The following is a 23,778-nucleotide window of genomic DNA, read 5'->3' as shown; positions in this document are numbered from 1 at the left end:
GTTCAAAACTATTGAACGGATTTTTTTTGTTTAAACTCTTATTAAAGATTAATCGTATATAGATAACTGTTTAGAAAAGAAAATGTTCCATTTTTGTTGCTGAACTACATTTGCAGAATGGTTTGTTTCTTTATCATATTTAATTGCCATATCATTATATTTTTTTGAAACTTCTTTAATTAAATTTTGAAGAGTTATATTGAAATTACTCGTAGTAAATTTTGTTGTTTTATACTTTTTTAATATTTCTTTAATAGTTAAAATTCCTATGTCAAAATGTCCTTGCTCATGAATCAATAGATTGTCTGTGACTTTATTCATTTTTGCCCACGATTTAGTTTGATCTAATTCTAAGATAATTTCAAAACCATTGATGGTAATTGAATCCCCTTCAGTTTTTACACTTTCTATTTTTGTACGAAACTTATAAGAAGTGTAAGCTGTAAAAGAAGAGTTATTGTCAATTTTCCCTTTGAAATCATCCCAAGTCAATCTTCCTGTATACTCTTGGTTATTAACAATTATTTTTTGACCAAAACAGATTGTTGAAATAATTAAAGTAAGTTTAAGTAATAAAATTTTATACATTTTTTTTAGGTTTATTAAATTGTAGATTTTATTTTTTTGTACAACTAAAATTAAAAAAAATATTTAATCTAAATCTATCATTAAAAACCACTAATATAATTAATTTTCCTCTACTCAGAAATAATCAAAGTGGTTGGTACATTGGAAATCCAAATGCTTTTCGTTTCGATAAGGTTTTTCCAGCTTTCCATACTAATCATCATCAAATCCATTTCATCCAAAAACTCTTTATCCAATTGTTGTTTGTACGAAAGACTAATATGATTTGGAGCAATATTTTCGATACTACGAATAATTTCTTTTACTTCTGAATGACGTTTCGTGTAACCGCTTACGTCTACAATAATAATTTGAGATTCGCTATTTGATATTAAACGTTGTGCATATTTCAGTAAATCGGCATCTTTATTTCCAAAAAGAGGAAGAAAAACTTTTTCTGCTTTAGTAAAATTTTTGTCCAAAACAATTCCAACAGGAACTGTTGATTTGTTCAATAATTGTTTCGTTCTTTCGTTGAAAATTGAATGATCAAACATGTTTTCTTTTCCAGTAACTTGACCAATCAAAATATCTGGATCGATAATTTTTGTCGTAAATCCTAAAATATTTCCTAATAACGAACCCGAATAAATAGAATTTCTAACACCCATCAACATTAAATCGTAATCACCTTTTTGTGCAATATCAATTGTCTCAAAAACCATATCTGTAGAAACTTTGAACATTGTCGTTACATCTTGATGTAATTCTTTGGAAACCTCAATAATCGGTTCGAAAATTTCTGCTTCTCTATCTTCAAGATTGAAATGTTGCACTTCGCTACTTTTCATCACATGAATTGCCGAAACAAGTGAGTTTTCGTCTTGTTTTTTGATAAAGCTATTAGCTATTCGTAACAATTCAGCACCTTTTTCAGGTGTTTGAAAATCAATTAAAATTTTATATTTCTGACTTTGACTAATTTCAGAAAGTTCATTTTCTGTTTTTTGTTTGCGGAAAATCCAATTGATTAAATCCAAAGCTGGACCTGTCATAAAAGTTGTGACCAAAGCCATTATCACCATCATAGCGAAAACTTCTGGTGTTAAAACTCCTAAATCATATCCAATGTTTAGCACGACTAATTCCATCAAACCTCGTGTATTCATTAAGGCACCAATGGTCAAACTGTCTCTCCAGTTTTGTCCAACAAATTTAGCGGCTACTGCACTTCCAACAAATTTTCCTGTTACAGCTACCAAAATAATCATTCCCGCAGTTTGCCATAAATGTGGACTATCTAATAATCCAATTTGTGTTCTTAAACCTGTAAAAACAAAGAACAGCGGAAGTAATAAAACCAATGAAACATCTTCTATTTTTTCGATGAATAAATTTCTAAATTTCACATTTTCAGGCATAATTGTTCCAGCTAAAAAAGCTCCAAATAATGCATGAATTCCTATGATTTCACTTAAGTATGAAGAAATAATTAAGACCAAGAAAAAGATTCCAATGATAGGTTTTGTAAGCGTTGTTTTGCTCGAATGTACGTCTGCAATTCTCTTTAGGAAAGGACGAACGAAACGAACCATCGCGATAACGTAAACAATTGCGAGTAAAATAACATACAATGAACTGATGAATGAGCCAGCTTTTACAATGGCGATAACCGCGGCTAATAAACACCAAGCCGTGATATCGTCGGCTGCAGCGCAAGTAATTACAATAGAACCTAAACGAGTTTTGCTAATCCCGCGTTCTTGTACAATACGAGCCAGAACGGGAAAGGCTGTAATACTCATCGAAATTCCGATAAAAAGGGCAAATGATAGAAAGTTAATTCCTTCTGGAGCAAATTCCATATAAATTAATCCAGCTAGAGCTAAACCAAGTGTAAATGGAATAATGATACTCGCGTGACTAATAACTATGGCGTCTTGTGCATTTTTCTTTAGCACTTTAAGGTCTAACTCCATTCCGATGACATACATGAATAGAATCAAACCGATTTGACTGATAAATTCTAAGTTTCCTAATGATTCTTTTGGGAAAAGATCTCCGAAAAATTCTGGGAAATGCATTCCAATGAAAGAAGGACCAAGGAAAATACCTGCAATAATTTCTCCAATTACAGTTGGTTGTCCAATTTTATTAAATATCCATCCAAAAACTCTTGCGGTAAATATAATGGTCACAATTTGTGCTAATAAAATAGCAAGAGGGTGTCCAATATTGTGTGTAATACTGTTGATGAAATCATTGAAGTAATTGCTTCCATTTGCAGCATGAACAACATGTTTTCCAGCTTCCATTTCTTCTGCTTTAATCACAATAAAATACATCATGATTGAACAAAGTAGAATGGTTATTATATAAAAAATAGAATTTCTTGTCGATTTTTTCATGGCGTTAATTTTCAACAAAAGTCAGAAATTAATTTACAGAAAAATATCAATATTTTTTAAACTTGAGTAAAATGTAATGAAATGGATTTTTTTTGTAATCAAATTGAAATTTGAGCAATAAAATTAGCTTTGTAAACTTCACTTAACACCAAATTAATTTCTTTATTTTCTTTTGATAAAACATCTAAAGTAACATTGTCTGAGTGAAAATATTTAATATGATGTAAGCTAATTATTTCTCGTTTATTGATGCGAACAAAATCTTTTTCGGGTAACATTTCTGACAATGAATCAAGTGTAATGTTTTTCAAAATCAAGAACGATAAATCTTGATAATAAACCACTTTATCACGGCTGTCAACACTAGAAGTTGTAATGTACAAAATTTGATTAAACTGCAACAAAATTTTTCCTTTATCCGAATTTAATTGTACAAAATTATTTGGTGTCGAAAAATTATTTTGTAAACGTTTTTTTACTTTGTCAACGGCTTGTTGTAAACGCTCTTTTTTGATTGGTTTTTGAATATAATCTGTCGCATCTAAATCAAAAGCATCAACAGCATATTCCTTATAAGCAGTGGAAAAAATAAACGGTTTTTCTTTTAATAAATTAGCGATTTGTAAACCATTAATTTTAGGCATTTCGATATCTAAAATACAAAAGTCAAAATCAAGATTTTCGATTTCGTTAATGAATAATTCAGGATCAACATAAGCTTTCACAACTTCGATGTCTTCCATTTGTTCACACAACATTTTCAGGTACTTTAACCCAAGAATTTCGTCGTCAATTAGTATGCATTTTAGTGTAAAACTCATGTAGATTTATTTTTAAGTTGGCTACAAAAATATCTTGTTCAATTGTTTTAGAAAGTGAGAAATCGTCGTCGTAAACCATTTTCAAGCGGTGTTCTAATGATTGACTTCCATGTCCGCCAGTTTCTTTTTTCAAACTATTTTTTGGTGAAATTTTATTCATTACCTGAATTTGAAATGATTTATTATTCAGTTCAAGCAAAATTTTTATAAATGAATTGGCTTGTTGAAAGTCGGTATGTTTAAAAGCATTTTCAATAAAATCAATACTTAATAAAGGTAAAATAATTTTTTCTTGATAATAAGGTGAAGTTTCATCAATTTTCGTTTTAACTTGAAAATCAAACAAAGGCGAAACTTTTACTTTATTAATTTCAATAAAGTTTTTAGTGAAATCTATTTCATCTTTTATCGTCACAAAATTGTCTTTGCTTTCGTACAAAATATAATCCAACACATTTGCCAATTTATCAATCGTATAATAGGTTTGATAAGCATTTGACTGAATAGAATTAAGTATGTTTTTGAATAAATGAGGATTCAGTTTAGCTTCGTATGACTCCAATTTTAACTCATCAACTTTTGTAGATAAATTGTCTAAACGTTGCGTTTGCTCATGACTTATTTTTTTCTCAGATTTTAATGAATGGATTAAATATGTAATCATAATGATTAGAAAAATAATCAATGCAATAATGAGATAAAGTAATATGGTAGGAAGTTGAATCATGCGAAAAATTCTAACTCAAAGATAGAATAATTTATGAATAAAAAAATCCAGAAAGTAGAACCTTCTGGATTTTTAGAAATATGGTGAAAGAAATTATTAAGCGTAATATTTTGCTTTTAATTCTTTTACTTTTGGATCATCTAAGAATTCATCATACGTCATATAACGATCGATGATTCCGTTTGGAGTTAACTCGATAATACGGTTACAAGTTGTTTGAATCAATTCGTGGTCATGAGAACCCATTAAAATTGTTCCTTTGAAATTAACCAAAGAATTATTCAATGCTGTAATCGATTCTAAGTCTAAGTGACCTGTTGGCTCGTCTAACAATAATACGTTTGCACGTAATAACATCATGCGAGAGAACATACAACGCATTTTTTCACCTCCTGATAAAACAGAAGATTTTTTAAGAGCTTCGTCTCCAGAGAATAACATTTTCCCTAAGAAACCACGCATAAATTCTTCGTGACGTTCATCGTCTGATTCTGTATATTGACGTAACCAATCAACCAAGTTGATATCTTCTTTGAAGAAATCTGTATTATCTAAAGGTAAATACGCTTGTGTTGTTGTAATTCCCCAAGTAAAATCTCCAGAATCTGGCTGAGCTTTTCCTGAAAGAATTTCAAAAAATTGAGAAACCGCTTTCGAGTTGCGAGAGAAAATACCAATTTTATCACCTTTTTTCAAGTTGATGTTCGCATCTTTAAATAAAACTTCTCCATCTACAGAAGCAGATAAATTGTTTACTTCTAAGATTTGATCACCAGCCTCACGCGATTGTTCCCAGATAAGTGCTGGATATCGACGAGAAGAAGGTTTGATATCTTCGATATTTAATTTCTCGATCATTTTTTTACGAGAAGTCGTTTGTTTTGCCTTAGCAACGTTAGAAGAGAAACGAGCAATGAAATCTTGTAATTCCTTTTTCTTTTCTTCAGCTTTTTTGTTTTGTTGCGCACGTTGTTTTGCAGCTAACTGAGAAGACTCGTACCAGAATGTATAGTTACCAGAATATAGGTTTAATTTAGAGAAATCTAAATCACAAATATGCGTACAAACTGCGTCTAAGAAGTGACGGTCGTGCGATACAACGATTACAGTATTCTCGAAATTACCTAAGAAATCCTCTAACCATTGAATTGTATTAACGTCCAATTCGTTGGTAGGCTCATCTAAGATTAACACGTCAGGATTTCCAAATAAAGCTTGAGCAATCAAAATACGAACTTTCGCTTTATTATCTAAATCTCCCATTAATGTATAATGCATATCCGAATCAATTCCTACATTCGATAATAATGTAGCAGCATCAGATTCTGCATTCCATCCGTTCATTTCTTCATAAACGACACCTAATTCTCCTGCCTTGATACCATCTTCTTCAGAAAAATCTGGTTTAGCATATAAAGCATCCATACGTTCTTTAATATCGTATAATACTTTATTTCCACGTAAAACAGTATCCAATACTGTATATTCGTCATATTTGAAGTGATTCTGTTCTAAGACAGACATACGTTTTCCTTTTTCAAGACTAACTTGTCCTGAAGTTGGATCGATTTCACCTGATAATATTTTTAAGAAAGTAGATTTTCCTGCTCCATTGGCACCAATTATCCCGTAACAGTTGCCATTTGTAAATTTTATATTAACTTCGTCGAAAAGTACACGCTTGCCGAATTGAAGCGATAAATTAGAAACATTTAACATAATTTTTGGTATGATGTTTGTTTGACCTTCCGGCAAAGTTACAAATTTTAATTGGAATAAAATAAAGTGCAGAAAGAAGTTACGATTAAGAATAAACGTGCAAGGTTTGAGTATGAATTATTAGATTCTTACGAAGCCGGCATCCAATTATTTGGGACTGAAATAAAATCTATCCGAATGGGAAAAGCTTCGATTACTGAAAGTTTTTGTCAAATGAAGGATGGAGAACTCTATATTGTTAATATGTTTATTGACGAATATGATTGGGGAACATACTTTAATCATAAAACGAGACGAGACAGAAAACTTTTATTACAAAAATCTGAGTTGCGAAAATTAGAACGCAAAACGAAAGAGACAGGATTGACAATTGTAGCAACCACGCTGTTTATAAACAATAAAGGGTTGGCAAAATTGAAGATATATTTGGCAAAAGGGAAGAAACTTTTTGACAAAAGAAACACAATAAAAGGAAAAGATTTGAAAAGAGATTTGGATAGAATGATAAAGAATTCTTAAATTTGTCTTATAATTGTATAAAAATTAAGTAAAATTTAATATATTTAAAACGCTAAATATTTGATAATGAAAAAGTTTAATCTATTATTATCTGCAGTAGTATTATTCCTAGCGGGTAATTCTTTTGTAGATGCTCAGAATTCAAAGAATCCTTGGGCAATTACAGTTGGTGCTCACGCAGTTGATCACAACTCAGTGACTGGACCATTCAACCAGTATTTCAAAACAGATAATTGGGATATCGTTCCTCCTTTATCTAAATTATCTATCATCCGTAACTTAAACAGATCTTTTGATGTTGATTTAACTGCTTCAGTAGGTGAAGTTGATAACAACAGATTACGTATCAAAGATGAATTATTCATCAATGCTGGTTTAGGTTTACGTTATAAGTTAGCTAATGGTTATATCTTAAAAGAAGATTCTTGGTTTGATCCATATATCCGTGTAGGTGCTGGTTACAACAGATACGACTACACAGGATTACAATTTCCATTAACAGCTTACTATGGTAATGGTGATGGAAATGAAACTTACCAATTAACAGAAGTTGAAGATTTAGAGAAAAATCACTTTGTAGCTTCTTTAGGTGCTGGATTTAACTTATGGTTTACTAAAAACTTCGGTTTAAACGTTGCTTCTGATTATAACTGGTTACCAGCTTACGGAGGAAACAATTATTTCGATTTCTTCCAACACACAGTAGGTGTTACTTTCCGTTTCGGAAGACCAGATAGAGATAAAGATGGTATTCCAGATGACGTAGATGCTTGTCCAGATGTACCAGGTTTAGCAGAATTTAACGGATGTCCAGATACAGACGGTGATGGTATTCCAGATCCAGACGATGCTTGTCCAACTGTACCAGGTTTAGCTGAATTCCAAGGTTGTCCAGATACAGACGGTGATGGTATTCCAGATAACTTAGACGAATGTCCAGAAGTTGCAGGACCAGTAGAAAATAATGGTTGTCCTTGGCCAGATAGAGATGGTGACGGTATTCCTGATAAAGATGATGCTTGTCCAGATGTACCAGGTTTACCTCAATTCCAAGGTTGTCCAGATACAGATGGTGATGGTATTCCAGATCCAGATGATGCTTGTCCAACTGTACCAGGACCAAAAGAAAATAACGGATGTCCATGGACTGAAGTTCACGTAGCAAAACGTTTATCTAATATTTTATTCGAATACAACTCTGATAAAATTGTTCCTTCTTCTTACGAAGATGTACGTGTAGCTGCTCAAATTTTAAATTCTGATGATTTAAAAGAGAAAAGCTTCTACATTGACGGACATGCTGACCAAAGAGGTAAAGATGCTTACAACAAAACATTATCTTTAAAACGTGCTCAAGCATTAGTTAATATTTTAGTTGAAAGAGGTGGAGTGGATAAGTCTCGTTTAACTGCTCGTGGATTAGGAAAATCTCAATTGTTATGTACTGAAAACACTGAAGAGTGTTACCAAAGAAACAGACGTGTTGAGGTATTACCTAGAACAGCTGTAGTAACTGAAACAAAAGTTATCAAAAAAACAGCTACAAAAAAGAAATAATAATTCTTTGAATAGCTTACAATAGAAATAGCCACCTCATTGAGGTGGCTATTTTATTTTTATTAATTTTAATTTTATTATTTCTTTCTAAAAACTAATATAATAATACATCCAGCTGTAAAGATAGATAATAAATAACCAATCCAAGAAAGTAGTGGCATGTCTAGAATCACAGGACGAACAGTTGTATTAGCTAACATACTTGCTCCAATTCCGAAAGCTAAAGTAAGAATGGCTAAAACCAGTTTATTAATACTGTCTTTTATTAATTTCTGAATATTATCTATTTGATCAATCTTAAAGTTTAAAGCCAATTTATCATTGTTTACTTTTTCAATTAATTTCAAGGTGTCTTCTGGTAAATCGTTGATTAAATCCTGAATATCTTTAAAATTATCAATTGCTTTTTTACTCAAATATTTTGGATGAAATTTTTGTCGAGCCAATTTTACGGCATAAGGACGCATCGAGCGTTGGACATTAAGATCAGCGTGTAATTGTTGTCCAATTCCTTCTATAAGCGCAATTCCGCGTAGTAAAATATAAACATATTCGGGTAATAAAACATGATTTCGCTGTAGAATATTGTTGAATTTCTTAATGATGATTTGAACTTCTATTGTATCGACAGTATTGTATTCTAAATAATCAAAAATATCTGCAATGTCACGTTCCAATTGTTTTTCGTTCTCGATATAATGTTTAATCGCCATTTTTTTGAGTGAACGAACAATTCGTTTCGGATTTTTTAATCCAAAATCAATTACAACATTTTCTAAAGCCTCTTTTTCGTTGATGGCTAAAATTCCCATCGAACCAAAATCTATAAAAGCAAGTCGTCCATCTTTTAAAATAAAAATATTTCCGGGATGTGGATCAGCATGAAAAAATCCATCATCAAGTAATTGTTTCAAATAAATATCAAAACCTTTCTGTACGATTTTTTTCGGGTCAACTCCTAAAGCTTCTAACTGTTCAACATCATTTACCTTGAAACCTACTATGAATTCCATGCAAAGAAAATTGTTGTTCGAATAATCTTCATATGTTTTCGGAACATAAACATCTTTACTATTCTCGAAATTTTTTCTGAAACGTTCGATGTTCTGAAATTCATTGGTTAATGAAAGTTCTTTCAGAATTGAATTTTCAAATGATTTTTCGATTTCAGAAATGAATAATTTTTGAAGTTTCTCATATTTTTTTTCCAAAAAATGAACAATGTCTCGAATCAGGGCTAAATCTGATTCAATTATTTTCTGAATATTAGATCGTTTTACTTTGAAAACAACTTTTTCTCCATTCAACAAAGTGGCACGATAAACTTGCGAAATACTTGCAGCAGCAAAAGGTTGTTCTTCTATAAAAAGAAAATGTTCGTCTGGTTCTATTCCAAATTCATCTCTAATTTTTTGTTTGATGTCAATTTCTTCTGGCGGAACATTATCTTGTAATTTTTTTAGTTCTTCAACCAAAGATTCAGGAACCAAATCTTTACGATTACTCAATAATTGTCCAAATTTTATATAGGTCGGACCAAGTTCTTCCAAAGCCATTCGGAAACGTTGATTGAATGATTGGTTGAAAAATTCGGTATTGTGATCAGAATGAAACAAATCATTTCCGCGAGAAAGAATTTCTTCAAAACCATATTTAGAAACGACTTTTACGATTTTAGAAAATCGTTTTATTTTCTTTAGACTATCCATAAAGTTGAGATTCGATTACAAGTTACGAATAAACAAGTGTGTAATTTCTTTATAAAATCTTAAATTTCTTTGAGTTGAATCTAAAATTATTCCAAATATTAAAATATAATTGTTTATCTTTGCACTCGCTAAAATGGTTTAGGAATCAAGCGATTAATTATTAAGTTAAACATCTCTCGGTCATTTATTTGCATTTGAAGATTCCGAAATAAAATAGATTGAGATACAAATTTTTAGAATTATGTCTAAAGAAACAAAACAAGAGGAGGTACAAGAAGTTGTATTAAACACTCCAGTATTAGATGCGTCTGCTAATGCAAACGTAGCGCCAGAATCATTTGATTGGGAATCTTTCGAATCAGGATTAAACGAAGAAGATCGTAAAGAAAAAGCTGAATTAGAGCAAATGTACGATACAACTTTAGAAGACTTACATGAGAATGAAGTATTCAAAGGACAAGTTGTACGTATTACAGATAAAGAAGCTATCGTTGACATCAACTTCAAATCAGAAGGTGTTATTTCATTAAACGAATTCCGTTACAACTCAGACTTGAAAGTTGGGGATATCGTTGAAGTAATGGTTGATCAACGTGAAGATAAAAATGGTCAATTAATTTTATCTCACAAAAAAGCTCGTACATTAAATGCATGGGATGCTGTTAATAAAGCACACGATTCTCAAGAAATCGTTAACGGTTACATCAAAGCTCGTACTAAAGGTGGTATGATCGTTGACGTATTCGGAATTGAAGCTTTCTTACCAGGTTCTCAAATCGATGTTAAACCAATCCGTGATTACGAACAATTCGTAGGAAAAACTATGGAGTTCAAAGTTGTTAAAATCAACCCAGAATTCAAAAACGTAGTAGTTTCTCACAAAGCGTTAATCGAGGCTGATATCGAGGTTCAGAAAAAAGAAATCGTTGCTCAATTAGAGAAAGGACAAGTATTAGAAGGTGAAGTTAAAAACATCACATCTTACGGTGTATTCGTAGACTTAGGAGGTGTTGACGGTTTAATCCACATTACTGACTTATCTTGGTCTCGTATCAACCACCCATCTGAAATCTTAGAAGATGGACAAAAAATCAACGTTGTAATCTTAGATTTCGACGAAGATAAATCTCGTATCCAATTAGGTATTAAACAATTAGAAGCTCATCCATGGGATGCTTTAGATGCTGATATCAAAGTTGGTGATAAAGTTAAAGGAAAAGTAGTTGTTTTAGCTGACTACGGTGCATTCGTTGAGGTTGCTCCAGGTGTAGAAGGTTTAATCCACGTTTCTGAAATGTCATGGTCTACTCACTTACGTTCTGCTCAAGATTTCGTAAAAGTAGGTGATGAGGTTGAAGCAGTAGTTTTAACTTTAGATAGAGAAGAAAGAAAAATGTCTTTAGGTATCAAACAATTAACTCCAGATCCTTGGACAGATATTACAACTAAATACCCAGTAGGTTCTACTCACAAAGGTAAAGTTCGTAATTTCACTAACTTCGGTGTATTCGTAGAATTAGAAGAAGGTGTTGACGGATTAATCTACATTTCTGACTTATCTTGGACTAAGAAAATCAAACACCCATCAGAATTCTGTGCAGTTGATGATATTTTAGACGTAGTAGTGTTAGAATTAGACGTAGAAGCTCGTCGTTTATCTTTAGGTCACAAACAATTAACTGAAAACCCATGGGATCAGTACGAAGCTAAATATGCAGTAGGTACAGTTCACACAGGTAAAGCAGTTGACGTATTTGACAAAGGTGCTACAGTACAATTCGAAGATGCTGACGTTGAAGCTTTCGCTCCAGCTCGTACATTAGAGAAAGAAGACGGATCTCGTATCAAAAAAGGTGAAGAAACATCTTTCAAAGTTATCGAGTTCAACAAAGAATTCCGTCGTGTAGTAGTTTCTCACACAGCTACTTTCCGTGAGGAAGAAGTTAAAGCTGAGAGATCATCTAACAATAATAACAACAATTCATCTAACACAATCGAAACTTCTACTTTAGGAGATATCGATTCATTAGCAGAATTGAAAAAGAAAATGGAAGAAGGAGGAAACTAATTCTCTAACCAAAATTTTTTAAAATAATAGAAAGGCTACTCATTTTTTGAGTAGCCTTTTCTTTTGAATAATGATGTTGTTTTATAGAATTAAAATGAATTTAATTTATAGTTTAAAATCATATCAAGAATAACATACAATTTTTGATATATTTTTTGAATATTATTCAAAATAGTCTTAATTTTGCAGTCGAAATGGAAAAGATAGAATTTAATTTAGATGCTACTGATTTGAAAATCATGCGATTAATGCAAGATAATGCACGTATTAACAATGCGGATATCGCTAGAGAATTGGGAATGGCACCTTCTGGAATATTAGAACGTGTGAAAAAGCTTGAAAATAAGCAAGTTATTTTGGCTTATCACGCAAAAATAAATCCAGTGGCAGTTGGACAAAAATTACTTTCGTATATGTTTATCAAGACCGTAGATATTATCGGCGATGAAACAGTAGGAAGACAACTTGCCGAAATTCCAGAAGTTTTAGAGGTTCATGATATTGCTGGAGAAGATGGTTATCTAATCAAAGTGAGAACTTCTGATAACGAAGGTTTGGTGGAATTGATGCGCAAACATTTGAGTAAAATTGGCGGAATCACTTCTACGCGTACAACTATAGTTTTACAAACAATAAAAGAAGAACAAAATATCGTTATACCAACGATTTAAAAAAATATAGATTGAATGAAAGGGAATCAACCAAGTAAGTGGCTGATTATTGCAGCGTATTTCGTGGTTTATGTAGTTTGGGGATCAACTTATTTTTTTATAGATAAGGCTTTGCATGGTTTTAGTCCGTTTATTTTGGGTTCGTTTCGCTTTATTGTGGCGAGCTCAATGTTGATGGGATATTGTAAACTGAAAGGTTACAAGCTGTGGGATAAACAAATTGTGAAACAATGTATGTTTACAGGGTTTATGTTGTTGTTTATTGATATGGCTGGGATTATTTGGTCCGAACAATTTTTACCAAGTGGAATTGTTGCAATTATGGCAGCATCGGCAGCAATTTGGTTTATTGTGTTAGATAAACCGAAATGGAAACAAAATTTTTCAAGTATTCCTACTATTTTAGGTGTTCTGTTAGGTTTTGTTGGCGTTTTGATGTTGTTCTATGAACAAACAACCACTGTGCATGCAGATGCAGATCAACAATTCTTAAATATGATTGGGTTGATTGTTCTTATCTTTTGTTCGATTGCTTGGACGTTAGGTTCTTTGTATTCAAAATATGTAACAGAAAAGCAGAAAAAAGAAGTTACGAAACCAAAAGAAGATTTGAACATCATGGTCAAAACGGCTTGGCAAATGATTACTGCTGGAGTTTTGTTTAATACAGTTGCAATCTTCAATGGAGAATATGCTAATTTTAATTTTGCGAATGTAGCGACAGAAGATTGGATGGCAATGGCTTATTTAACAACTTTTGGCTCTATTCTTGCTTTTGGTTCTTACGTTTGGTTGTTACAATATCGTCCAGCTGTAGAAGTTTCTACATATGCCTATGTTAATCCGATTGTAGCGGTTGCATTGAGTTATTTTTTTACAGATGATGTCGTAACTCATTTGCAGATTTATGGTTTGGCAGTAATTTTGTTCAGTGTTTTATTAATGAATTGGAATTTATACAAAAACACGAAATTAGTTCAAAAAATTCTGCATTTTGTTTCTCGTAAACATTATGCGCATTAAATATTATGATGATTATTAATAAGAAAGCTTCTCGATTTCGAGAAGCTTTTTTTGTATTATTAAGTTTTAAAATTAATAATTAATTCATTGTTGTCTAATTTTAATGGGTAGCCATCTTCTGATTTGAAACCATTTGAAATTACAAATTCATATTCTTTAGTTGGAGTTAATTCCATAGTTATTACGAATGTAGTGTTATCATTAGAGAAATTGATTTTTGTAAACTTAGGACTATACTCTTTTCCTTTTTTTGAGAATCTTATTGAATATTCTTTTGGATTCATTGGTTTAGAAAATATAATTTTAAATTCTTTGATAGATGAATCTATATTTGTTGAACCATTTTCGAAAGGCTCAATTTTTATGATATAAGGTTGTTTTTTTTCGTATTCTTTTATTAATTGATCTTTATCAAAACCTTCTTCGTAAAAACCAGATTTTCTTAGAAAATTTTCAACTTCTTTTTCATCTTGATAATTCAGTTCAATAATATCTTTTATCGCTTGTTTTTTATTTTTAGCTTGATTGTAATATGATTTACATATTTCATATCCAATAAAATATCCCAGATCAGCAGCTTCACCCTTTTGTCCTCCATTGTATAACCAATTTGAAAAATCATCTATAAACATCTCTTCTTTAAATTGTTTTTTCAAATCATCGAAGTGCTGTTTTCCATAAAAAATATATTGTTTTTCAATTGGTTCTCCTAAAACAAGCTCTGTAATAAAATCGCACGAACCTTCTTTTAGGGTATGGTGTAATAATGAGTTGTTTTCATTTGGTTTTTGTTGTGTGTGTACATATTCATGAATATTTAGTGAAATAATATTATCAAGTGATTGCTTCGCAAAAACATTTTTTAGCCAATCATTTTCAAATTCTGAAACATCTGTTTTTGGAATTCCTGTAGCGATTTCAGAACCAACTAAAACCATATTTTCATATAAAGTTCCACCTGAACGCAAGCCACCAATTGTAAAATACATTTCTCCTTCTTTTAGCTCAGGATATAGTTTTTTTAGTTTTTTTACAGCTTTAGTTAATTCTTTTGTTTTATTTTTTATGGTAAGTGTATTAGGTCTAATAGAATTCCAAAACTTAGGATAATTATCAATAAGTTTAATATAAAGAGTATCATTATAATCTCTTACTTTCATAAAGGATTTTAAACCTTTTGTCCCTTTATCAATGTATAAAGTATTAATGAATTTTATTTTTTGTGAATAATTATTTGTAGTTTGAATACTATCAAAAGCTATCCAGAAATTATCTATATCAGAAGTGTAAATTTTATTAGCTATTGAATTTTGTCCAAATGAAATACTCGTAAGAATAAAAAATATTAAAGCTAAAGTTTTATTTTGCATATTGTGTTTTTATATGAGATGTCAATTTAATCAAAAAGTTACAAAATGATTCAAAAAAAAAAGCAGCTCTTCTCAGAACTGCTTTTGTATATTGTGATGAATTATTTCTTACAATTTAGTACATTTTACAATTTCCAAACCGTATTGCGTCGTATGTGGTTCTTCTAAAGTGCGTGTAATCAAATTCATTTTTTGGATGCCTAAATCTTTGATGATTTGAGAGCCAATTCCGTGATCTTTTTCATCGGCTGGTAAAACACCTGATTTAGATTTTCCTTCAGAAAAACTTTTGAAAATCTCTAATTTTTGTTCAATCAATTCAGAACTTTGAATGTTATTAATAAAAATTACAACACCTCTTTCTTCTTCGTTGATAATGTTCATTGTTTTTTCTAACAATGGTGTTTCGCCGTTTTGTAAAGCGCTAAACAAATCATAGTAGCTATTTGTCGATTTTACACGAACTGGAACTACATCATCTTTTGTCCATTTTCCTTTTTTCAAAGCGAAGTGAACTTGATTATTTGTTGTTTGTTGATAAGCGATTAATTCATATTCTCCGAATCTTGTTTTTGCAGGAAATTGCTCGATACGTTTTACCAAGGATTCATTTTCTAATCGGTAAGCAATCAAATCTTCAATCGAAACAATTTTAAGATCAAATTTCTTCGCAATCTCTAACAATTCTGGCAAACGAGCCATTTCTCCATCTTCTTTCAAGATTTCGACAATACATCCAGCAGGATAATGTCCCGCCATGCGAGCTAAGTCAACAGCAGCTTCTGTATGTCCCATGCGAACCAAAACTCCACCATCTTTTGCTATAAGAGGGAAAATATGTCCTGGTTTTCCTAAATCATCTGGATTTGTATTTTCGTCAATTAAAGCTTGAATAGTTTTAGAACGATCAGAAGCCGAAATTCCTGTCGTACATCCGTGACCTTGTAGATCCACAGAAACCGTAAAATTAGTTTCGTAAATTGCAGTATTGTGCCCAACCATAAGGTCCAAACCTAATGCTTTACATCTTTGTTGTGTAAGTGGCGTACAAACCAATCCGCGTCCGTGCGTAACCATAAAGTTGATGACTTCTGGCGTTGCAAATTCGGCGATACATAGGAAATCTCCTTCATTTTCACGATCTTCATCGTCAACTACAATGATAACTTTTCCTTGTTTTAAATCTTCTAAAGCTTCTTCAATTGTGTTTAATTGAGATGATCTATTTTCCATTGTTTTATGTTATTGATAACGAGAATGCTCCTCGTTTTTGTTTGTTTTTTTAAACTTATTAAAGTATTTTACAATTGGATCAACGTAAATACTGATGTCAAATAATCCAGAATCTTGATTGGCTTTGTAACTAAACAAAATAGAGAATGGAAGCGCAATAATATTCGCTGCCCAAGCGGCAAAAGTTGGATCTAATTTTCCGTTTTTCGCCATATTTTCTGCCGAGAAATTAAGGATAAAATAAATAACGAAAATGATAATTGAGATAACAACTGGCATTCCAATTCCTCCTTTTTTTACGATTGCACCTAAAGATGATCCAATCAAAAAGAAAATAATACAAGTTACCGCATACGAGAAATTTCGTTGGTAATGAATATTTACTTTTGAATATAACTTTTCTCTGTTTACAATTTCTTGTTCAGAAAACGTCATATTTTCTTGATCACGATTTACCATTTGTACAGCTTGATTAAGCACTTGATCTTGTTCTTGACGATTTCGCTCTTTCAAGTCAAAAATCATATTTGTTTTAACAGAATCTATTTCTTTCATTTTGTGGAAATAGTAATAATTCTGATTAAACATATTTGTTTTTAAATCTTTGTAATACTTCTTATAATCTGTGTTTAATGAATCGATAAGATGTCTTAAACCTTTTCCGTCCAAGTATTTGTAAGAGTTTCCTGGGTCTTCGTCTTTACCAGAATTTAGAATATCTGAAATGTCAATATAATAGTTTAATGTATCAAATTTCGTATATTGATTTTCTTGACGTTTGCGTTGATCAAAGTTTTTATTTTTGATGTTATCGGTATAAGCAATTCCATCAAAAAGTTCCATTTTTAGATAATGATTATCATTTTTGTCTGGTGCAAGATTTCCCTTTTTCGCAATAATTGTCATCGTATTTTCACCAAAAGGTGCATTTTGATGCACAAAAACGTCTTCTAATTTTTCTGAATTTTCGCCCGAAACTTTATTAATTTTCATTTGAAATCCTGGAACGGTTTCGATAAAAACACCTTCCTTCATACTTACTGTCGGCTTGGTTTGTAAGATGTTGAAGTACATTGTTCGTGCTTTTTGTTGGGAATATGGCATCACTTTGTCTCCGAAAAAATACAATCCGACAGACATTAAAGCGACTAACGTAAACAATGGAGCAAGGATTCTAGTAAGTGAAATTCCAGATGCTTTCATTGCAGCTAATTCGTATCGTTCTCCAAAACCTCCCATGGTCATAATAGAACCCAAAAGGATTGTAAGCGGTAATACAAGCTGAATAACGTTAATTCCTAACCAAAAAAGTAATTCGGTAATAGTGTACCATTCTAAACCTTTTCCAACAAATTTTTCCATTTGTTGCCATGCAAATTGCACGATAAAGATGAAAAATAGAACACTAAATATGAAAAAAAATGGACCTAAAAAGGTCTTGATTATATACCAGTCAAGTTTTTTTAACATTGATTATAATTGAGTAATCATATAGCCTTGCGACTTATATTTCTTTTGGTCAAAGTTAAAGTAACTTTTGTGAATAAGTAAATTTTGAACGTAATCTTTTACAACGATTGATGTTGTATCGCCATTTTTACCATATTCCTTGTAATCGTAGATTTCATTATTCGCTGTATTCACTCCTAAAACCGAATAGTTGATTGTAGAAGTTTTAGTTGGCGTTAATTTTATATACTGAATTGTTTTTCCTCCAACCGTTTTTTTATCTGTTAAGGCGTAGCTGAAATCAGTACGATACGTGTTCAAAACTTTAGTTGGTGTTAAGAAATCATCTGTGTTAGATGCATCAGAAATAGTGACTTCTTTATCATCTTTTGCAATTGTATATAATTTAGTTCCTGTGAAAATTTGGTTGATATCGCCTACATTCAAGTTAAATTTTTGTTTCATTGCAAAAACTTCTCCCGAACGACTTGTTGATTTTCCATTTGCGTTATGGCTAAAATCAAATTTGATGTAATACGAGTTTGCGTTGGTATATTTAGCGTAAACTTTGTCTAATATTTGTTTTGCTGATTGAGCGTTTAATGTTCCAACCCCTACTAATAAGAGTATGAAAGAATAGATTATCTTTTTCATACAATTTAATTTCTATCTGTTTTTAATAAATTTTAGTTCAAATTATTCAACAACTGTTCCAAACTCATGTCATCTTGTATCAACACTTGTCTTGCTTTACTTCCTTCGAAAGGACCAACAATTCCGGCAGCTTCCAATTGATCAATCAATCGTCCAGCTCGGTTGTATCCTAATTTTAATTTTCGTTGTAATAAAGACGCGGAACCTTGTTGATTCATTACAATTAATCTTGCAGCATCCTCAAAAAGTACATCACGATCAGATAAATCAATATCTAAATTAGAACCACCTTCTTCACCAACATATTCTGGTAAATGCATTGCGTCTGGATAACCACGTTGTTCACCAATAAATTCGGTAATTTTATCCACTTCTGGTGTGTCCACAAATGCACATTGTAAACGTACTAATTCGTTTCCAGTTGTGTATAACATATCACCTTTACCAATTAATTGATCGGCTCCTTGCGAATCTAAAATCGTTCTCGAATCGATTTTTGACGTTACACGGAAAGCGACACGTCCTGGGAAATTGGCTTTAATTGTTCCTGTAATCACATTTACAGACGGACGTTGAGTTGCAACAATCAAGTGAATACCAACGGCACGAGCCAACTGAGCTAAACGAGCAATCGGTAATTCAACTTCTTTGCCTGCTGTCATAATCAAATCTGCAAACTCATCAACAATTAATACAATATATGGTAAGAATCTGTGACCAGCTTCTGGATTTAATTTACGTTGTTTAAATTTCGCGTTATATTCTTTAATGTTTCGAACGAAAGCATTTTTCAATAATTCATAACGATCATCCATTTCAATACAAAGTGAATTTAATGTGTTAATTACTTTTGTATTATCTGTGATAATTGCTTCTTCCGAATCTGGTAATTTTGCTAAATAGTGACGCTCTATTTTAGAATATAAAGTAAGCTCAACTTTCTTAGGATCGACCATCACAAATTTTAATTCAGATGGATGTTTTTTATAGATTAACGAAGCAATAATTGCATTCAAACCAACCGATTTACCTTGTCCCGTTGCACCAGCCATCAACAAGTGAGGCATTTTTGCTAAATCGGCAACAAAGGTTTCGTTCGTAATTGTTTTCCCGAAAGCAATTGGTAATTCCATATCAGCATTTTGGAACTTTTGCGAAGCAATTACCGAATGCATGGAAACCATCGAAGGATTAGAATTTGGAACCTCAATACCAATTGTTCCTTTTCCAGGAATCGGCGCAATAATACGAATACCAAGCGCAGCCAAACTTAAGGCAATATCGTCCTCAAGATTTTTGATTTTAGAAATACGAACACCAGCTTTTGGTACAATTTCGTACAATGTAACTGTAGGACCGATTGTTGCTGAAATTTCATCGATTCCGATTCCATAGTTTCCTAAGGTTTCGACAATTCTATTTTTGTTCGTTTCTAATTCTTTTTGATCAATTAACGTATTTCCGTTGTCATATTTTTTTAACAATGAAATAGGAGGAAATTGATAATTTGGTAAATCTAAACGTTGATTGTACTCACCTTGTTCTTGTACCAATCGAGCAGAAGTCGCTTCAAATTCTTCTTCCTCATCAACGTGTTGAACTTTTAATTCTAATCCATTTTCAGAAGAATTTTGAGTTGGTTGAATTTCTGTTTCGAAATTTTCTTCATCATTAATTGATAAAAAATCTACTTGATTATTTTCTTCCTCATCATCTGCCAAATCTTCAACCACTAATTCTGTAATATTAAGTGGAGTTTCTTCGATTGTTTCTTCCTCTTTTGGTTGATTAATTTTAAATTCTTGATGAAATGCTTCGTTTGGATTTACCTTATGAGATTGAATTGCTTCTTTCTCTTGTTGTTCTATCAATTCTAATTCTTGCGATAAACTATCTTCTTGTTGTTTTTCAGCATCTTGATTGAATTTATTTATCTTTTCTTGTTCTTCTTTTTCCTTACGTTTTCTTAATTCAAGCTGTTCTCTCTTGATTTTTTCTTGCTCTTTTTCTATGCGCTCAATTTCCTTTTGTTTCGCACGTTCTTCCATTTTTTCTTGGATAGATTGATACGTCATTCGGAAATGAATCACACAATAAATCAATAAACTAACGAAAAGCAATAAAATTACACCCCATTTACCAATAAAGCTATTTAGGAAATCATTAATTTCAAATCCCATTACGCCAGAAAGCATGTGTTGAGTTGGTAAAATGCAACCAAAAAATATTGGCAACCAAATCATGAAGAAAATGCTTTGATAAAGCGTTGTGAAAGGTTTAATTTTTTTCCAATTTGTAGCTACTTTGACTCCTAAAAGGATAAAGAAAACTGGGACAAAAAATGAAACGATTCCGATTCCTTGCAAAATGAATGTTTCGCCTAATAATGCGCCAAACTTCCCGAAAATATTTTCTGCGGTTTGACTTTTGTCTAATAAATCAGAGATTTGGCTCTGATCCATAAAACCATTAAAAAAATAAGAGATAAACGAAGCTAATAGTAATAAACCGATTACTAAAAACAGTATACCTACAATTGTTTTGACGATTTGTTTTTTAGGAGTTTTTGGTGCTTCCTGCGTGTTTTTTATAGCCATTTTAAGGTTGAGTATAATTGAAGCAAAAATAATAAATCTTTGACAGACGAATCTAACGAAAAGTATTTAAATTTACTAAAATCGTAATCAATTTTAACTCAATTTGCTATCTATTATTGATTATTATTAGAAATGATTTATAAAAAATAAAAAACTGAGTTAGATATTGTATCTAACTCAGTTTTGAATATTTGATTATTTAGTCCGTTTTTTTTGCTTAATCATTTTTGAAATGATCCATTTGACGCTTGGCTTCTGCACGAATTAGATTTAATTCTATTTCAGATTCTTTCTTAATTTTTTCAAGACTTTCTTCCATCGATTGTTTCAAGGCATCAATATCTTTTTTGAGTTCTAATGATTTTCTCTTGTTAAAACGCTCCAAATAATAACCTGCAGCAGCAATTACAACCGAAACAATAATTCCCATTACAACTAATAAATAGTTTAAAGTTCGATGAAATTCCTCCATTCCTTCTTTATGAAAATTGATAATATCAGCGACATTTTGTTTGCTTAATTCTAAATTATCTTCTTTCAAATCAAGTTCTCTTAGCTTAGAATCAATTTTATTTTCATACAATTCTATCTTAGCATCTATAACCTCACTTTTCGAAATAGTTTGTTGTCCGTAATTATTTATTGATAGTAGTAAAATAAAAATTATAAAAGTAAACTTCATCTTAATCGCATTAATTTTAAACAATGTACTAATATAGTAAAATATAACGATGGTTTCTTTCTGATTAATTCTTCCAAACTAAATTTCCTTTGTGCGCTAAAGCTAAAACAGGCGACATTCTTGCAACCGCTTCAGCAGAGCAACTTGCATCAATCAAAACGATATCAGCATTATCACCAGTTTTTGGCCATTGTTGACTTCCTTTGTTGTCTAATGGCGTAATGTTTTTTGTTGCAAAACCTAAATTTCTCGATAAATCATATTCAGTTTCTAAACCATATAATTCTGAAATCAAATTTGCTTTTTGCAACATATTTCCCGTTCCAAACGTGCTCCAGTAATCTTGTACATTATCATTTCCTATTAAAACTTCAACACCATTTTTTACCAAAGTAGGAATTGGCATGGCGACTTTATTGCGGAAAGGAACAGAAGAAACAATTCCAACTTTTGCTTCGGCTAATTTTTCTGCAATTTCTTGTTCCTCATTTTTTGATAAATGTGCTAAAGCAAAGGCGTGACTTACATATGATTTTCCTTTTAATTGAGGATTTTTTATCGTTAATTCAGCTAAATATTCAATTGTACGCATTCCTTCTTTTCCTGTGTCATGCAAATGAATATCGATTCCTTTATTATGATCCAAAGCCAATTGAACCGTAAAATCAATTGCTTTTTCGATGTTTTTATCAATGCTAAAAGGATCTAATCCCCCAACAAAAGCAACACTTTTTAATTGTGCAGCTTCTTTCATCAACGGAGCAGAATCTGTATAATATAAACCATGTTGAGGAAAAGCAACCAACTCGGCACTGAATGTTTCCTTCTTATTTTCTAAGGCTTTTTCTAGATTTTCTAAAGACTTTAGCCCAGAAGTTGTATCAATATTGAAATGAGTACGAGCGAAAGTAGTTCCGTAATGTTGCAATAAATTGATTAATTGCTCGCCACGCTCTACCGAAGTTTTTAACAATTCTGGGATAATTTCTTGCTCATATGCAATCATATCCGCAACAGTTCGGCGTTTTGGCGAAAGCGCCTGCCAAGGTAAACCGTACAAAGTTTTGTCTAAATGCACGTGCATATCCTTGAAAGCTGGTAACATTAACAATCCTTTTGCGTCAATTGCATCTGTTAATTGCGGATTATTTGCACTTACTTTTGCAATTTTATTATCTTTTATTTCGACAGAAAATAAATCGGTTTTTGTTCCGATAATACCAGATTCATCTTCAATAAAACCTGTTTCTAATCGTACATTTTTTAAGGTATAATTTCCTTTTGTGATTGCTGTATAATTTGTTTGCATGCTGATTTATGATTTAATAATGGCTACAATTTCTTTATAACCTCTTTGTTGCGCATGTTGCAAAGGCGTTACTCCATCAGAATCTGGAATATCCATTTTTGCACCTGCATCTTTTAATATCTGAACAATTTGTTGATATTTTTTGCTTCCGTCACCCAAAACAATGGCTTCCATTAGTCCTGTCCAACCCAAACGATTCACATGATCTACAGGATAATTTTTGGTATTGGCTAATAATCGTACCGTTTCTACATGTCCGCGCTCACAAGCAGGTATCAATGCAGAACCATTGTAGCGATTAAATATATCAAAACGAGCACCATGATCTAAAAATAATTGAACCAATTCTGTTTGTCCGCTTGCGCCTGCATACAAAAAAGCACTGTCTTGATTATCGGCTTGCTGATTCACATCAGCACCATTTTTTACCAATAATTTTGCGATTTCGATATTCGAATTATTAGTTGCAATTAATAATAATGAACGTTTACTATTATCAGTCGAATTAACATCTGCGCCATTTTCTAACGCTTTTGTAACTGCTTGAATATCGTTGTTTTTGACTGCTTTTATAATATCTTTTTCATTCATAATTTCTGTATTAGAATCTTCTGTTGGAGTTGAATGACATGCTGTAACCGTTGTCATCATAAACATTAAAATTAAAACTGATTTCATAATGATTTATAGTTTGA

General features: G+C 31.7%; 19 protein-coding genes. 5 read left to right on the top strand and 14 right to left on the bottom strand.

From position 1 onward, the window contains the following. Positions 1-48: 48 nt before the first annotated feature. The 5 genes from N5E64_RS02155 to N5E64_RS02135 form a co-directional block, all read right to left on the bottom strand. The gene (locus N5E64_RS02155; RefSeq protein WP_280035481.1) at positions 49-588 is read right to left on the bottom strand and encodes a DUF922 domain-containing protein; all 540 of its coding nucleotides are present in this window, start codon (positions 586-588) and stop codon (positions 49-51) included. Between the two features lie 110 nt (positions 589-698). Then, positions 699-2,915, bottom strand: coding sequence for a cation:proton antiporter (locus N5E64_RS02150; protein ID WP_115001855.1), 2,217 nt, complete (start codon positions 2,913-2,915; stop codon positions 699-701). Between the two features lie 158 nt (positions 2,916-3,073). Then, positions 3,074-3,733, bottom strand: a complete 660-nt coding sequence (locus N5E64_RS02145; RefSeq protein ID WP_257468105.1) for a LytTR family DNA-binding domain-containing protein — start codon at positions 3,731-3,733, stop codon at positions 3,074-3,076. Positions 3,734-3,764: 31 nt separating this feature from the next. Continuing rightward, positions 3,765-4,523 carry a sensor histidine kinase gene (locus N5E64_RS02140; RefSeq protein WP_038332654.1) on the bottom strand — a complete coding sequence of 253 codons (759 nt, stop codon included), beginning with the start codon at positions 4,521-4,523 and terminating at the stop codon, positions 3,765-3,767. Positions 4,524-4,619: 96 nt separating this feature from the next. Continuing rightward, positions 4,620-6,242, bottom strand: a complete 1,623-nt coding sequence (locus tag N5E64_RS02135; protein WP_038332655.1) for an ABC-F family ATP-binding cassette domain-containing protein — start codon at positions 6,240-6,242, stop codon at positions 4,620-4,622. Between the two features lie 66 nt (positions 6,243-6,308). On the opposite strand from N5E64_RS02135, the gene smpB reads away from it, so the two are divergent. Next, positions 6,309-6,761, top strand: a complete 453-nt coding sequence (gene smpB / locus N5E64_RS02130; protein ID WP_038332657.1) for an SsrA-binding protein SmpB — start codon at positions 6,309-6,311, stop codon at positions 6,759-6,761. A gap of 66 nt (positions 6,762-6,827) precedes the next feature. Next, positions 6,828-8,318, top strand: a complete 1,491-nt coding sequence (locus tag N5E64_RS02125; protein WP_125349784.1) for an OmpA family protein — start codon at positions 6,828-6,830, stop codon at positions 8,316-8,318. Positions 8,319-8,395: 77 nt separating this feature from the next. On the opposite strand, the gene N5E64_RS02120 is transcribed toward N5E64_RS02125, so the two are convergent. Further along, positions 8,396-10,027 carry an AarF/ABC1/UbiB kinase family protein gene (locus N5E64_RS02120; RefSeq protein ID WP_280035477.1) on the bottom strand — a complete coding sequence of 544 codons (1,632 nt, stop codon included), beginning with the start codon at positions 10,025-10,027 and terminating at the stop codon, positions 8,396-8,398. Positions 10,028-10,268: 241 nt separating this feature from the next. Between N5E64_RS02120 and rpsA the strand changes: the two genes are divergently transcribed. The 3 genes from rpsA to N5E64_RS02105 all read left to right on the top strand — a co-directional run bounded on the left by rpsA (position 10,269) and on the right by N5E64_RS02105 (position 13,789). Continuing rightward, entirely contained in the window at positions 10,269-12,095 is a 1,827-nt protein-coding gene (gene rpsA, locus N5E64_RS02115; protein ID WP_115001847.1) for a 30S ribosomal protein S1, read from the top strand. Positions 12,096-12,289: 194 nt separating this feature from the next. Beyond that, a complete protein-coding gene (locus N5E64_RS02110; protein ID WP_038332665.1) occupies positions 12,290-12,766 on the top strand; it encodes an Lrp/AsnC family transcriptional regulator in 477 nt (158 codons plus the stop codon). A 15-nt stretch (positions 12,767-12,781) separates the two neighbouring features. Beyond that, positions 12,782-13,789 carry an EamA family transporter gene (locus N5E64_RS02105; RefSeq protein ID WP_125349782.1) on the top strand — a complete coding sequence of 336 codons (1,008 nt, stop codon included), beginning with the start codon at positions 12,782-12,784 and terminating at the stop codon, positions 13,787-13,789. A gap of 59 nt (positions 13,790-13,848) precedes the next feature. On the opposite strand, the gene N5E64_RS02100 is transcribed toward N5E64_RS02105, so the two are convergent. The 8 genes from N5E64_RS02100 to N5E64_RS02065 all read right to left on the bottom strand — a co-directional run bounded on the left by N5E64_RS02100 (position 13,849) and on the right by N5E64_RS02065 (position 23,761). Further along, positions 13,849-15,159 carry an Ig-like domain-containing protein gene (locus tag N5E64_RS02100; protein ID WP_125349781.1) on the bottom strand — a complete coding sequence of 437 codons (1,311 nt, stop codon included), beginning with the start codon at positions 15,157-15,159 and terminating at the stop codon, positions 13,849-13,851. Between the two features lie 108 nt (positions 15,160-15,267). After that, positions 15,268-16,392, bottom strand: a complete 1,125-nt coding sequence (gene ribB, locus N5E64_RS02095) for a 3,4-dihydroxy-2-butanone-4-phosphate synthase (protein WP_280035473.1) — start codon at positions 16,390-16,392, stop codon at positions 15,268-15,270. 9 nt (positions 16,393-16,401) lie between these two features. Beyond that, the gene (locus N5E64_RS02090; protein WP_280035472.1) at positions 16,402-17,862 is read right to left on the bottom strand and encodes an LptF/LptG family permease; all 1,461 of its coding nucleotides are present in this window, start codon (positions 17,860-17,862) and stop codon (positions 16,402-16,404) included. A 3-nt stretch (positions 17,863-17,865) separates the two neighbouring features. Further along, positions 17,866-18,495 (bottom strand): outer membrane lipoprotein carrier protein LolA, encoded by a 630-nt coding sequence (locus N5E64_RS02085; protein WP_280035471.1) that lies wholly within the window; start codon positions 18,493-18,495, stop codon positions 17,866-17,868. A gap of 32 nt (positions 18,496-18,527) precedes the next feature. After that, positions 18,528-21,092 (bottom strand): DNA translocase FtsK, encoded by a 2,565-nt coding sequence (locus N5E64_RS02080; protein ID WP_280035470.1) that lies wholly within the window; start codon positions 21,090-21,092, stop codon positions 18,528-18,530. Positions 21,093-21,309: 217 nt separating this feature from the next. Continuing rightward, positions 21,310-21,774: a hypothetical protein gene (locus N5E64_RS02075; protein ID WP_280035468.1), complete on the bottom strand. Its 465-nt coding sequence runs from the start codon at positions 21,772-21,774 to the stop codon at positions 21,310-21,312. A gap of 64 nt (positions 21,775-21,838) precedes the next feature. After that, positions 21,839-23,083 (bottom strand): amidohydrolase, encoded by a 1,245-nt coding sequence (locus N5E64_RS02070; RefSeq protein ID WP_280035466.1) that lies wholly within the window; start codon positions 23,081-23,083, stop codon positions 21,839-21,841. Between the two features lie 6 nt (positions 23,084-23,089). After that, the gene (locus N5E64_RS02065) at positions 23,090-23,761 is read right to left on the bottom strand and encodes an ankyrin repeat domain-containing protein (RefSeq protein WP_280035464.1); all 672 of its coding nucleotides are present in this window, start codon (positions 23,759-23,761) and stop codon (positions 23,090-23,092) included. Between the last annotated feature and the right edge of the window lie 17 nt (positions 23,762-23,778).

This window comes from Empedobacter sp. GD03739 (assembly GCF_029843245.1).
In the GTDB taxonomy this organism is placed as follows: Bacteria; Bacteroidota; Bacteroidia; order Flavobacteriales; family Weeksellaceae; genus Empedobacter; species Empedobacter falsenii_B.
This window is presented reverse-complemented; position numbering and strand designations above follow the sequence as displayed.

Excerpts from the sequence above, each read along its gene's own strand:
- N5E64_RS02155 (WP_280035481.1), bottom strand. The coding sequence starts at position 588 with ATGTATAAAATTTTATTACTTAAACTTACTTTAATTATTTCAACAATC.
- N5E64_RS02150 (WP_115001855.1), bottom strand. The coding sequence starts at position 2,915 with ATGATGTATTTTATTGTGATTAAAGCAGAAGAAATGGAAGCTGGAAAA.
- N5E64_RS02145 (WP_257468105.1), bottom strand. The coding sequence starts at position 3,733 with ATGTTGTGTGAACAAATGGAAGACATCGAAGTTGTGAAAGCTTATGTT.
- N5E64_RS02140 (WP_038332654.1), bottom strand. The coding sequence starts at position 4,523 with ATGATTCAACTTCCTACCATATTACTTTATCTCATTATTGCATTGATT.
- N5E64_RS02135 (WP_038332655.1), bottom strand. The coding sequence starts at position 6,242 with ATGTTAAATGTTTCTAATTTATCGCTTCAATTCGGCAAGCGTGTACTT.
- N5E64_RS02125 (WP_125349784.1), top strand. The coding sequence starts at position 6,828 with ATGAAAAAGTTTAATCTATTATTATCTGCAGTAGTATTATTCCTAGCG.
- N5E64_RS02120 (WP_280035477.1), bottom strand. The coding sequence starts at position 10,027 with ATGGATAGTCTAAAGAAAATAAAACGATTTTCTAAAATCGTAAAAGTC.
- rpsA (WP_115001847.1), top strand. The coding sequence starts at position 10,269 with ATGTCTAAAGAAACAAAACAAGAGGAGGTACAAGAAGTTGTATTAAAC.
- N5E64_RS02110 (WP_038332665.1), top strand. The coding sequence starts at position 12,290 with ATGGAAAAGATAGAATTTAATTTAGATGCTACTGATTTGAAAATCATG.
- N5E64_RS02105 (WP_125349782.1), top strand. The coding sequence starts at position 12,782 with ATGAAAGGGAATCAACCAAGTAAGTGGCTGATTATTGCAGCGTATTTC.
- N5E64_RS02100 (WP_125349781.1), bottom strand. The coding sequence starts at position 15,159 with ATGCAAAATAAAACTTTAGCTTTAATATTTTTTATTCTTACGAGTATT.
- ribB (WP_280035473.1), bottom strand. The coding sequence starts at position 16,392 with ATGGAAAATAGATCATCTCAATTAAACACAATTGAAGAAGCTTTAGAA.
- N5E64_RS02090 (WP_280035472.1), bottom strand. The coding sequence starts at position 17,862 with ATGTTAAAAAAACTTGACTGGTATATAATCAAGACCTTTTTAGGTCCA.
- N5E64_RS02085 (WP_280035471.1), bottom strand. The coding sequence starts at position 18,495 with ATGAAAAAGATAATCTATTCTTTCATACTCTTATTAGTAGGGGTTGGA.
- N5E64_RS02080 (WP_280035470.1), bottom strand. The coding sequence starts at position 21,092 with ATGGCTATAAAAAACACGCAGGAAGCACCAAAAACTCCTAAAAAACAA.
- N5E64_RS02075 (WP_280035468.1), bottom strand. The coding sequence starts at position 21,774 with ATGAAGTTTACTTTTATAATTTTTATTTTACTACTATCAATAAATAAT.
- N5E64_RS02070 (WP_280035466.1), bottom strand. The coding sequence starts at position 23,083 with ATGCAAACAAATTATACAGCAATCACAAAAGGAAATTATACCTTAAAA.
- N5E64_RS02065 (WP_280035464.1), bottom strand. The coding sequence starts at position 23,761 with ATGAAATCAGTTTTAATTTTAATGTTTATGATGACAACGGTTACAGCA.